At 35.7% G+C, this 11,897-nt stretch carries 13 protein-coding genes; 4 read left to right on the top strand and 9 right to left on the bottom strand.

Features of this window, described 5'->3' with window-relative positions; genetic code table 11:
• Nucleotide 1: 1 nt before the first annotated feature.
• Genes FB2170_RS02210 through FB2170_RS02200 form a run of 3 tightly spaced genes read right to left on the bottom strand, consistent with a single transcriptional unit; the run spans nucleotide 2 to nucleotide 3,086 of the window.
• Complete coding sequence (locus tag FB2170_RS02210) at nucleotides 2-571, bottom strand: L-threonylcarbamoyladenylate synthase (protein ID WP_013304867.1); 570 nt, start codon at nucleotides 569-571, stop codon at nucleotides 2-4.
• Nucleotides 571-2,403: a CDP-glycerol glycerophosphotransferase family protein gene (locus tag FB2170_RS17635; protein WP_013304866.1), complete on the bottom strand. Its 1,833-nt coding sequence runs from the start codon at nucleotides 2,401-2,403 to the stop codon at nucleotides 571-573. The genes FB2170_RS02210 and FB2170_RS17635 overlap by 1 nt, the downstream gene beginning before the upstream one ends.
• On the bottom strand, nucleotides 2,403-3,086 hold the full coding sequence (locus FB2170_RS02200) for an NTP transferase domain-containing protein (protein WP_013304865.1): 684 nt from the start codon (nucleotides 3,084-3,086) through the stop codon (nucleotides 2,403-2,405). Before FB2170_RS02200 ends, FB2170_RS17635 begins: the two co-directional genes overlap by 1 nt.
• A gap of 175 nt (nucleotides 3,087-3,261) precedes the next feature.
• Here FB2170_RS02200 and FB2170_RS17450 point away from each other — a divergent pair, with 175 nt between their 5' ends.
• Entirely contained in the window at nucleotides 3,262-3,876 is a 615-nt protein-coding gene (locus FB2170_RS17450; protein WP_013304864.1) for an adenylyltransferase/cytidyltransferase family protein, read from the top strand.
• Here the strand turns inward: FB2170_RS17450 and FB2170_RS02190 are convergent.
• The 3 genes from FB2170_RS02190 to FB2170_RS02180 all read right to left on the bottom strand — a co-directional run bounded on the left by FB2170_RS02190 (nucleotide 3,873) and on the right by FB2170_RS02180 (nucleotide 6,391).
• Nucleotides 3,873-4,457 carry a LicD family protein gene (locus FB2170_RS02190; RefSeq protein WP_013304863.1) on the bottom strand — a complete coding sequence of 195 codons (585 nt, stop codon included), beginning with the start codon at nucleotides 4,455-4,457 and terminating at the stop codon, nucleotides 3,873-3,875. The two genes, FB2170_RS17450 and FB2170_RS02190, sit on opposite strands and share 4 nt — an antisense overlap.
• A 112-nt stretch (nucleotides 4,458-4,569) precedes the next feature.
• Entirely contained in the window at nucleotides 4,570-5,367 is a 798-nt protein-coding gene (locus tag FB2170_RS02185) for a glycosyltransferase family 2 protein (RefSeq protein ID WP_013304862.1), read from the bottom strand.
• A 208-nt stretch (nucleotides 5,368-5,575) separates the two neighbouring features.
• The gene (locus FB2170_RS02180; RefSeq protein ID WP_013304861.1) at nucleotides 5,576-6,391 is read right to left on the bottom strand and encodes a 2,3,4,5-tetrahydropyridine-2,6-dicarboxylate N-succinyltransferase; all 816 of its coding nucleotides are present in this window, start codon (nucleotides 6,389-6,391) and stop codon (nucleotides 5,576-5,578) included.
• A gap of 104 nt (nucleotides 6,392-6,495) precedes the next feature.
• Between FB2170_RS02180 and ruvX the strand changes: the two genes are divergently transcribed.
• From ruvX to FB2170_RS02165, 3 genes are read left to right on the top strand one after another with little or no spacing between them, the layout of a single operon-like run.
• A complete protein-coding gene (gene ruvX / locus FB2170_RS02175; protein ID WP_041632986.1) occupies nucleotides 6,496-6,906 on the top strand; it encodes a Holliday junction resolvase RuvX in 411 nt (136 codons plus the stop codon).
• Complete coding sequence (gene def, locus FB2170_RS02170) at nucleotides 6,907-7,497, top strand: peptide deformylase (RefSeq protein ID WP_013304859.1); 591 nt, start codon at nucleotides 6,907-6,909, stop codon at nucleotides 7,495-7,497. It abuts the gene before it with no gap.
• Between the two features lie 55 nt (nucleotides 7,498-7,552).
• Nucleotides 7,553-7,972: a DUF5606 domain-containing protein gene (locus tag FB2170_RS02165; protein ID WP_013304858.1), complete on the top strand. Its 420-nt coding sequence runs from the start codon at nucleotides 7,553-7,555 to the stop codon at nucleotides 7,970-7,972.
• A gap of 66 nt (nucleotides 7,973-8,038) precedes the next feature.
• On the opposite strand, the gene FB2170_RS02160 is transcribed toward FB2170_RS02165, so the two are convergent.
• The 3 genes from FB2170_RS02160 to FB2170_RS02150 are packed head-to-tail and all read right to left on the bottom strand — an operon-like array spanning nucleotide 8,039 to nucleotide 11,895.
• Nucleotides 8,039-9,538, bottom strand: coding sequence for a S10 family peptidase (locus FB2170_RS02160; RefSeq protein WP_041632985.1), 1,500 nt, complete (start codon nucleotides 9,536-9,538; stop codon nucleotides 8,039-8,041).
• A 55-nt stretch (nucleotides 9,539-9,593) separates the two neighbouring features.
• Nucleotides 9,594-11,210 carry a family 20 glycosylhydrolase gene (locus tag FB2170_RS02155; RefSeq protein WP_013304856.1) on the bottom strand — a complete coding sequence of 539 codons (1,617 nt, stop codon included), beginning with the start codon at nucleotides 11,208-11,210 and terminating at the stop codon, nucleotides 9,594-9,596.
• A gap of 22 nt (nucleotides 11,211-11,232) precedes the next feature.
• Nucleotides 11,233-11,895 (bottom strand): SGNH/GDSL hydrolase family protein, encoded by a 663-nt coding sequence (locus FB2170_RS02150; RefSeq protein ID WP_013304855.1) that lies wholly within the window; start codon nucleotides 11,893-11,895, stop codon nucleotides 11,233-11,235.
• Nucleotides 11,896-11,897 lie beyond the last annotated feature (2 nt).

Genomic DNA, 11,897 nt, shown 5'->3' with positions numbered 1-11,897 from the left:
GTTATTGACGAATCACTTTGACCGTACCATCATTACTTAATTTAATAATGGAAGAGGCTGATTCATTTTTTTTATCATGCTCCAAATTTACAATATAGTCAACACCTTTTAAAATAGGTTCGCTTATTTCAGAAAAGCTTTTAGGAGTTGATTGACCAGTAACATTTGCCGAGGTGGAAATAATGGGTTTTCTAAACTTGTTGATTAAATATTGACAGAATTTATCAGATGCCACTCTAATTGCCATGGTGTTATCTTGGGCAATTACATTTGGCGCCAAACCTTTGGGATTATCGTAGATGATGGTTGTTGGTTTGGTTGCAAGATCCAATATCTCGTAAGCTACTTCTGGTACTTGCTCAACATGCCTTTCAAGCATGGCATCATTCGCCACTAAACTTATTAGTGCTTTTGAATCTTCACGTTGTTTTAGGGCATATACCTTTTGTACTGCTTCTTCTTTCGTCGCATCGCAACCAATGCCCCAAACCGTATCGGTAGGGTAGAGGATGAGTCCACCCTCTGACAATACCTTAATACAACTATTTATTTCTGCAGTAAAATCACTCATCAACTCGATAACTTTCCTTGTTTTCTTAATCTCTTTAATTCTTTATATCTAGAATAAACCCCCAAAGCGTTCAGATAGCAAATTATGATGCCTTTTTTTCCATCAAGAATACCTAATCTAATAATATAGTGGTTTAAAAATTTATATACCGGTCTAAGCACAAAATGATGAGGATAACTATTTTTATTCTTTTTAAATTCCTCGGCGGCCTTCATTTGCCCATATTTGATCATTTTCGCTTTGTAATCCTCATAATCACTATATGAATAATGAATTAGCTTATTTTTCATTACTCCCGATTCACCATTCACAATCAAGGATTCATGAACTATAAGGTCATTATCAAATTTGACCTTGGTTTTACGGAACAAGCGGTAATTCTTATCGCTCTGCCATCCGCTAAAGCGCAATATTTTATTCTTGAACATGAATGTTCTTGAAAACATAAACGCTACAATAGTATTTGATTTTGAGTTAATGGTTTTTAGGATTTCATTTTTAAGACCGTCAGTCAAACGTTCATCGGCATCCATGAACAAGACCCAATCATTAGAGGCCTGCTCCATAGCGAAAGATTTTTGGTCTGTATAGTTCTTAAATGCCCTTTGAATCAATTTCACTTTTGGGTATTCCTTGATTTTATCCACGGTGCCATCAGAACTGAAAGAGTCCACAACAATGATTTCATTGGCAAAGCTTACGTTTTCCAGTACTTCTTCAATGTTATTGATCTCATTGAAAGTAATCAATAGTGCCGTTATTTTTTCTGTTTTTTCACCCGTCCAAGGTTCTAAGACTGGTTGTCCAAAAATCTTATGAATCTTAAGTTGACGGGCAAAAGATAGATTTCTTTTTTCCGGTACTCCGTTCTTGGAAATATACTTTTCAACAGCCGAAATCATACGCTCTGCCGATTGACCGTCATTGTAAGGATGGTATGCTGCATAGATTGATTGTCGTTCTTTTTTAAACGGGTCATTGTTCAGGTTGTTCTCAACCCTTTGAGTCAGATTAGAATAGGATTGGGAGTCGTCCCATTGAATATTCCCAGATATATTTTTGAACGATACTACTGGTTTGTCCAATAAAAGAAACTCGTAGATAACGGATGAAGTATCGCTAATCAATATATCTGCCTGAAGTAAGAACTTGATGATATTTTTTTCTTTTTGAAAAATGATATTGGGTATTCGGTGGCTTAATTCTGCGTAGGCAGTAATCCACTCAGCACTCATCAGATCATGGAACTTGATATAAATAAGATAACCGGTGTTTACCGCTAATTCCTCCATTTCGTTCAATAGAAAAGGAGCAGATGTTAGACTTGGTGAAAAAGTGGGGGCATAAAGTACCATTGTAGTTGTATTGTACCGATCCAATACTACCTTCTTTTCCGAATCAAATGAGTTTTTATGTTTGCCGTAAACGTCCAACTTTGGCCAACCAGTCTCAATAACATCAAAATCTTGATGTTTTTCCTTTAGTTCATTGAATTTGGAAGTAAAAAATGGTCCTTGGGTCAAATACAGATCAAAGTAATGCCTTATTCTAAAGTGTCCTTTCTTTTCTCCTGCCAAGCCATGAAAAACTTGGACTTTCAACCCTTTTAAATAATATGGCACCTCATTACCAGGAATAAAAATCGCATCACTATCAAAAAATTGTAAGTCTAAAATGCTTGAAGTGTAATTCTCGGTTTTGAATGGAAAAGCCTGAAGTATTTTTTTAGATACAAACCAAATATAATCATGGGAAGAAGACGTTAATAAGTCGCGAATGGGCGCCAAAATCCCAAATGCATAAGCATTCTGACAAAACAATATAACCTTCATCAACGAAAGAGGTTATTGGCATTTTCCAAATCTTCTTTAAAATCAACCTCCATACAATCAAAAGCAGAGATGTCAACAGCAGTGATTTGAATATTGTCTTTTTCAATAGCGAGTTCTAGGCCACGTTCAAAATAGTCATTATCATCGCACTCTTCTAAGCAATCAATGAAGCTCTGTATGTCTTTTGATGCAATGAAATTTATCCCCACGGCCTCACCCAAGCCGTTCTTGACTGTCTTGGAAAGTTCATGGATATAGTTATCTTTTAAGGTGTATTTTACCTCTTCTTCAGCCACCTTACTGGTGTTTACCGCCACAAACGATTGGTCATTATTTAAGTAAGGTTTTAGTTCATCCAATAATTTGGAATCAAAAACAACATCTCCATTCAACCATAGAACAGATTTGTCCTTGTTCTTTTTTAAGGCCTGCAGTAGACTTTTTGAAGTATTTGTACGATCAAAGAAAGGATTGTAAATATAAGTAACTTCGGGAAAGCGCTCCATGATTAAATCTTTCTTGAAACCAACTACTATACTAATATCATCTACATTAAAATGTGTAGTGAGATTACTTATTTGCATCCCCATTATACTCTTGCCATTGTTCAAAGGGGTAAGTGGTTTTGGAAAAGGATTGCCCAGTCTAGAACCTATTCCTGCAGCAAGGATAACTATTTTCATAAGTTGTGATTAATACTAGGTTGTCTTTGTGAAGAAGAACCTTGGTAGCAGCAAAGTTACTTGTTTTATTTAAATTCTTAATTCATAAAAACCGCCCTAACAGTATTGGAGGGATTCAAATAAATTCAAGTTGTTTTTGATTTTGTAGTTTTGCCAACAATTTACGAAATGGTATATGGTAGATTTAGATTTGAATAAATTAAATAGCAAGTACAAAAACTGGAGAATTGCTGAGCATTCAGTCAAAGGTATAGTGCTAGTATCCAAAACATTGAATAATGAGAATGAGATTCCACAAATCATTGACTATTTATATACAAATGTTTCTGGTAAGAAATGGGAAATAGCGATTGATGGGTTTAAAATTGTTGCAAAGCCAAATCATAGATCAAAGTATAATAGAATGTACACTTCAGGTGCATTTGATATTTTTCATTTTGGTCATTTGAATATATTGATCAAATCCAAAGAGCTTTGTGATTATTTGATTGTGGGAGTTTCTACCGATGAATTAATTGAAAGGGAAAAAGGTAAAAAGCCTGTCATCCCATTTCATGAAAGAATAAAAGTAGTACAGTCAATTGGACTGGTTGATGAGGTAATTCCACAAGAAGATAAGAACAAGCAAAAAATAGTTGATTCCTATAAAATAGATGCAATTTCTGTCGGTGATGATTGGAGAGGGAGGTACCCAAAAGTAAGTTGTGCGATGGAGTATTTTACGTATACCGCAAATGTGAGTAGTACTATTTTAAAAGAGGCTTTAAAATTAAATATTAAAAAGGATTAGTTCAAGGCCTTATCATCCTTTGATGTATCCCAGTCTTTTACTGGAGTTTGCCAAACACCATAACGATAGGTTAGATAGTCATCAGTCAATTCTGGAATGATGTAAAACTTTCCTTTGAACTTAATTGTTTTGAAAGAAGTATAAAACTTTGAGGGAACATTTTTGGTTTTATTGTCTATTTCCCAGTACGTTTTTTGATCATGGGTGTATTTGATAAAAACATCTAGGCAAACATTGCCTTTTAACAATCCGAAAAAACGCTTTGTACGAATCTTGATCATTCTAAGGTCACCTTTTTTAAAAACATCTGAGTCTTGTTGAAATACTCGTGTGCGTACTCTAAACCCTTTTTCTTTTAATGTTTTTAAAAGGGGAGCTAACTTATTACCTTCTTTTTCATGAATTGAAATATCAAGGTCATTGTCCCATGGTAAAAGTCTCTCCTCCCGTCTAATTCCCAACAAAGTGCCGCCCTCTAACCAATATTCAATTTTGCAGGTTTCAAAAATCGAAATAACATCAATCAAGAGTTTTTCTGCCTGAACCAGGTTTTTCCCTTCAAGGGTAATATCATAGGCCATAATGAGAATTTGCTTTATATGGGGTCGTTAACCCGCTTTGCAAACCTACCATTTTATAGCACTAAAAAAAATTTGAAGTTTAAGTACTGAAGTTTTGTTAAGAAAAATGATGCTATGGCATGGTTTTGAACACCGTAGACCATTGTTCTTCTCTCTCTAACCGCTGAAGTTCACGATACCTTTCAAGATCGCATAATGCATCTAAATGGCAAATCGTAATTCCTTTGATGCCATCAAGAAAGCCAAGTCTAATTACATAACCATTGAAGAATTTCCACATAGGTTTAATTAATAAAAGCGCATAACTGAAGCGATTATCTTTGTTATGTGCTTCCTTTGCCTTTAACCTACCGTACATCAACATTTTGTTTTTGTACGTTTCATAATTCTTGTAACAGAAATGTGTAAGCTTATTTTTGAATTTTCCCGTTGTTCCGTCAATGTCCAAAGTTTCATGGACAATTCTTTTATCTGAAAAGTTCACCTTACTTTTTCTGAACAACCTGTAATTCTTATCGGTCTGCCAGCCACTAAAACGTAACCTTTCATTCTGGAACATGAATTTTCTATAAAACCAATATGCTACATGTTTAGGGCTGCTTTTGATTGTATTGCTTATTTCATTCTGAAGATTAGCGGGAACAATTTCATCAGCATCCAAAAATAAGACCCAGTCGTTATTTGCTTGTTTTAAAGTAAAGGATTTTTGAGCCGTAAAGTTTTTGAACGGATTTTGAATGACCCTAACCTTCGGGTGATTCAATAGGTACTCATATGTACCATCCGTACTATATGAATCAACCACTATTATTTCATCTGCAAATGAAACAGATTCAATACATTTTTCAATGTAACCCATTTCATTGTAGGTTATGATAAGCGCTGATAATTTTTCTTTTCCTTGGGGCATACGTATAAATTAATTGGCAGGTTAAACCAATTGTGTTTGTTATTAACAGAAAAAAAAGCAAAAAAGTATATAATTGATGTAAAATTCTTACAATGTTCTTTTTTTAATATATCTTGTAATAGCCATTCTATTAACTAACAAGATGATAAGCAAAAACCCTACTGTTAAATAGGGTTTTCATTTCTTATGGATAATATGTTTTGAAGTCTTATACAGCTACGTCATATTCACGCAGAGCGTCGTTCAATGAAGTTTTTTTATTCGTACTTTCTTTTCTTGTTCCTATTATCAACGCACAAGGAACTTGGTAGTCACCAGCAGGGAAACTTTTGGTATAACTACCAGGAATAACCACTGATCTAGATGGTACCAAACCTTTTCTTTCAACAGGAGTGTCTCCTGTAACATCTATGATCTTTGTTGATGCTGTAAGAACTACATTCGCTCCTAGTACCGCTTCTTTTTCAACCCTAACCCCTTCAACAACAATGCATCTTGAACCAACAAATACATTGTCTTCAATGATTACCGGGGCAGCTTGTAAAGGTTCTAACACTCCGCCAATACCAACACCACCGCTTAGGTGTACGTTTTTTCCAATTTGCGCGCAGCTACCAACGGTTGCCCAAGTATCGACCATAGTACCTTCATCAACATATGCTCCAATGTTTACATAACTGGGCATAAGGATAGTCCCTGAAGATATATATGCTCCATGTCTAGCCACGGCATGTGGAACAACCCTAATACCCTTTTCTTTATAACCTTTCTTAAGCGGAATTTTATCATGGTACTCAAAAATGCCTGCTTCCAAAGTTTCCATTTTTTGAATAGGAAAGTAGAGTACCACTCCTTTTTTAACCCATTCGTTTATTTGCCAACCTTTTTCACTAGGTTCAGCACAACGAAGTTCACCTGCGTCCAGTAAATCAATAACTTTTCGAATCGCATCTTGGGTTGTGGCATCTTTCAATAGTTCTCTATTATCCCATGCTTTTTCAATGGTCTGTCTAAGTTCAGTCATTTTATTTCTTAAAATTTTGACAAATATAGGGGCTTAAGACCTAATTGATCTTGTGTTTTTATAGTTATAACAATTTATGGTTTATTTTTGCCAAAAAATTAAAATTGGGTCGAATTGTCGCTTTAGACTATGGAAAAGTACGTACGGGGATTGCTGTAACAGATGAATTGCAGTTAATTGCCTCAGGACTTACCACTGTAAAGACAGTTGAACTCATAAGTTTTTTGAAAAAGTATGTTTCTGAGGAAAATGTAGAGAAATTTGTTGTAGGTGAACCCAGACAAATGGACTATACACCTTCCCAAGCGGAAGAATTGATAAAGCCTTTCTTAAAGCATTTAGGAAGAACATTCATTGAAATTCCCATTGAAAGGCAAGATGAGCGTTTTACCTCTAAAATGGCATTTCAATCAATGATTGATGGCGGTATCAAAAAAAAGCAACGCAAGAATAAAGCGCTTGTAGATGAAATAAGTGCAACCCTGATTTTACAGGCGTATTTAAATAAAAAATAGATGGTTTTACCAATTGTCGCTTATGGCGATCCAGTACTGCGAAAGGTAGGAAAGGAAATTGAAAAGAATTTACCTAAACTTGACGAGCTCATAGAGAATATGTGGGAGACCATGTATAATGCGAGTGGCGTTGGTTTGGCTGCACCACAAATTGGCCTACCTGTTAGATTGTTTTTGGTAGATGCCACTCCTTTTGCCGAAGATGATGAGCTGTCTGAGAAAGAAAGAAAGGATCTTGATGGATTTAAAAAAGTGTTCATTAATGCGAAAATGCAAGAAGAAACCGGTGAGGATTGGGTTTTTAATGAAGGGTGTTTAAGCATCCCTGAGATTCGTGAGGATGTTACGCGTAAAGATACAATCACGATTACGTATTTTGATGAAAATTTCAAAAAACAAACTGAGAATTTCGATGGTATTTTAGCTCGAATTATTCAGCACGAATATGATCATATTGAAGGTATTCTATTTACGGATAAGCTATCATCGCTTAAGAAACGATTATTAAAAGGAAGATTGGCCAATATATCCAAAGGCAAAATAAATGCTGATTATCGCATGCGCTTTCCCAATATGAAAAAAGCCCGGTAAATAAGCCCGATTATTTAGGCAAATGTAGCATCTTTGCGGTTGAAAATTTTATAGTATGAGTTTAGAGAAAATTATGTCGATTGGTGGTAAGCCCGGCCTTTATCAATTGCTGACCCAAACCCGTTCAGGTTTTGTGGCGGAGTCTTTGTTAGATAAGAAAAGAATCACCATTAGTGCACAAAGTAATGTGAGCGTTCTTTCTGAAATAGCAATATATACTTTGGAAGAGGAAATTCCTTTAGGAGAGGTTTTTCAAAAAATCCAAGTAAAAGAAAAGGGAGGTAAAACTTCAATTGGACATAAAGATGATAAGCTTAAATTGGAAGAATACTTTTTTGAGGTATTACCTAATTATGATGAGGATCGTGTTTATGCGAGTGATATAAAGAAGGTTATCCAATGGTACAACCTCTTACATGATCAGGGAATTACTGAATTTGTTAAAGATTCTGAAGATTCCCAAGAAGAAGAATAAGCCTATAGTTGAAAAAAGCAAAACCCATAACGAAAGTTATGGGTTTTTTGATTTATAGGTAGTGAATCATTTAGAAGTGGTCTTAATAAAATCAGCTACATCTTTCTTGAATTTAACCAATGAGGGTTGATGTGTATACATCATATGCCCAGCTTCATAATATTCCATAATGATATTATCTTTTATTTCTTTGGTCAAGCCCATATGGTTGATGCTATGTTCAACACCATAAAATACCGTGGCAATGTCATAAATACCATTAAGAATCAATACTTTCATATTTGGATCTCTTGACATGGCTTGGGCCATATCAATACTGGTATTTATGGCCGCTTGGGTTCCCCATCGATTATTTCCTTCATGCGACCAATCCCATTTAAAACCTTTTCTGCGACCTGCTGTAATTGAATAAGTTAGCTTTTTACTTACTTTGAGGTTTCTGTGCAAATAGTCCAAAAAGCCAGTGATGTACGCCGGTGAAATTGCCGAGCTTTGAGGATCATGGCTACCTTCTTGAGATATGAGGTCTTGGTTTATTCCAGTAAACCTTGAATCCAAGCGACCTACGATTTCACCTTTATCCCTTAAGAATTCCGCAAAAAATTCGCTTGCGGTCACTCTTAAATCTGCCTTTAGCCAATACGATGAGGATGTTCCGGTGTAAGCTGCTAGTTTCGATGCTATTTCATTTTTTTCTGTTTCCGAGATTTGATCACCTTTGAATAAAGCAGGTGTATATTCATTTTGGGTAAATGCCCTTATCTCGTCCAAAAAAGTATAAACATCTTCTGGTTTATTTTCAACCATATTATGGTACCAGGCAGTAGCAGCGTAGGTTGGGAAATGCACAATGTAAGGCAAGTCATCATTTGGAGGAAACAACAAAGTTCTTAAATCAAAAACTGCTGAAACCATAATTACCCCATTCATCGCAATACCTTGATTCAGAAGTTTGTTCATTACCCCTGCATTCCTAAAAGTACCATAACTCTCCCCTAAAAGATATTTAGGGCTATTCATTCTGTTATGTTCAATTAAAAATTGGGTAATGAATAATGAAAGACTTCTTATGTCTTGGTCAACGCCCCAAAAATCCTTGAATTTGGATTTACCTACGGGTACACTTAATCCGGTCCCAACAGGATCGATCATAACCAAGTCGGCAACATCCAAAATCGAATAATTGTTATTGCTTATTTTATAAGGTGCAGCTGGTGTCGTTATAGGATCGTTGACAACAATGCGTTTTGGCCCCAAAACTCCCATATGTAACCAGAATGAAGAAGAACCAGGCCCTCCATTATAGGCAAATACTATAGGTCTTGACCTATTACTTGATCCCTTTTTATCACTTCCTTTTGAATAGTACGTATGGCCCATTAGAGCAATAGGCTTGTTATTCTCATCACGAACTTCGAATGTACCCGCTTGTGCAGTTAGATAAATGGTTCTGCCATTAATATTCACACTTTGCATGGTGGTTGATATTTCTGCCTTGGGAATGGTATCCTGAGCATAGAAAACCGTTCCGAACAATAGCAGAAATACTAAAACTATATTTTTCATTTTCATGGTTTTATAATCCCAATTATGGTGTTCAGTCATAAGAGCGATTGGTTATTTAATCCTTTATAATTTCTTTATAAGTGTATTTACTTTTTTTCCAATCAATAAGAGGGGAAGCATAATACTTTACGTTCATATAATCTAAAAATGGCGCTTGATCGGCTAATTTTTCTCTATACTTTTCCCAATCTCTATTTTCTTTTATTGACCAGCTTAATTCTGAATACCCAATGACCCGTGGGAAAGCCAGCTGCTCAAGCTCATCAATATTACTTATGGTTTCGGACCAAAGAGGTGCTTCAACTCCTAAAATGTTTTCCATGGGAATTCCTTCATATTCCTCAGGTGTCCAAACATATGCTGAGTCAACCGGAATGTAAGCTGCCCATGTTAGACCGAGTTTGGTAAGAGAATCATATTTCATGTCCAAATAGGCTTTTTTGGCTGGTGATAAGATTACTTTCATGCCTCTGTCAACTGCCTTTTGTGCATTTTTTCCATTGGACCAATATTGTGAAATAGACGAGGAATCTATATTTGCGGAAGCAACTTCATCCCATCCAATCATTTGTTTTCCATGTTTCTGCACTATTTTTTCAACTTTTTCAACAAAATGAATGTAATCGCTCTTTTTGGTCACATGACTTTCGTCTCCTCCAATATGAAAATAAGGTCCAGGCGTAATTTCAGATATTTCACGTACAACATCGTCAATAAAGGCATAGACCGTATCTTTTCGAGCATCGAAAGTGCTAAACCCAACATGGGTTCCTTCGTATAACTTAGGCGTTTTCCCATTACCGTTTAAAAATGGATATGAGACCGATGCGGCGTTGGTATGGCCTGGCATATCTACTTCAGGAATTATGGTCATATAATGTTTGGCCGCGTATGAAACGATTTCCTTATAATCTTCCTGGGTGAAGAATCCGCCGGCCTCACCACCGACTTCTGTGCTACCACCAACTTCGGTCAATTTTGGCCAAGATTTAATTTCTATACGCCAGCCTTGGTCATCTGTCAAATGTAAATGCAGTACATTTATTTTGTAATAGGACAATAGGTCAATATATTTTTTAACATCGTCCACACTAAAGAAGTGCCGAGCAACATCAAGCATAGATCCCCTAAACCCAAAAGTTGGATTATCAGTTATTTTACCCGTTGGTATAGGCCAAATGCGCTGTTCGGCCAAGGTGTCATTACTCTCAAAAGGAATAATCTGCCGCAACGTTTGAACGCCTCTAAAAGCGCCTTCCGCAGTATTGGAATTCAATATTACCGAATCTTGAGTAATGTAAAGTTGATACGCTTCGGGGGAATCCAATTCAAGACTATCGGATTGATTGATGTAGATAATGCGTTCTACTGGTTCATCACTATTTGAGTTAACGGGAAGATCCAAATCTAATCTTGCCTTAATTTTTTCAGCTAAAAATGCTCCTACTTCAGAAAATCCTTGTTCATCTTTTGAAGTATATATTGCCGTGTAACGATCTAGTCCAAATGCATTATTCGTAGGGATTACTTTTAAGGGTTGTGGAATTAGACTTTGCTTTGCTAAATCGGTAGGAGGAAAGTTGATTCTTTTCTTTTTCTCTTCTTGACAAGCAAAAACAATAGCGGCAATAAATAAAAAGGCAAAGATTCTGGTACTGATTGTTTTGATCATATTGTAATTCAATTTTTATAGATTAATTTAAAACAAATGGCTTAATCAATGGATACCAGATTTCATATCCTCTGGCATTCATATGTAAACCGTCTTCAAGAAATAATTCTTGATTTATTTTTTTGCCCTCCAACATGGGACTCCAAACATCAACAAATTGTATCAGTTCTTCTTTTTTTGCCAACCTTTTGAATTTACGGTTTAGCCGTTTGTATTTTCTTTTTAATGACCACCTTGTAATACTTGGTTTGGCAGAAATCAATATAATTTGCGTCTTGTTATTGTTCATCCAGATATTGGAGACAATTTCTTTGGTTGTTGTCAATATTTCTTTTGGTTTTCTTTTTGATGCCAAATCATTGTCGCCTTCATATATAAAGACTCTATACGGATTGAAGTTTATGACCAATTCTTTACAATAGTGCAGTAAGTCTGTGCTCAATGATGCTCCAAAACCTGTATTCACTATTTGATGATCTGGGAATAGATCATTCAATTCTTTCCATAACCTAATACTTGAACTACCCGTAAATACGATAGTTTCTTTAGAGGGGTTCCAAAGTGTATCATACTTTTTTTGAATTGCTTCAACTTCACCTTGAAACCGATTTTGCTTTTGTGCCTGTCCATAGAAACAAGTTATAAAAAGAAAAAGTATGGAGTAATATGCACCTGTTAACTTCATGA

The sequence above is a fragment of the Maribacter sp. HTCC2170 genome (assembly GCF_000153165.2).
Taxonomy (GTDB): domain Bacteria; phylum Bacteroidota; class Bacteroidia; order Flavobacteriales; family Flavobacteriaceae; genus Maribacter_A.
Note: the sequence above shows the minus strand (reverse complement) of the source record. Positions and strands in the feature narration are given on the sequence as shown.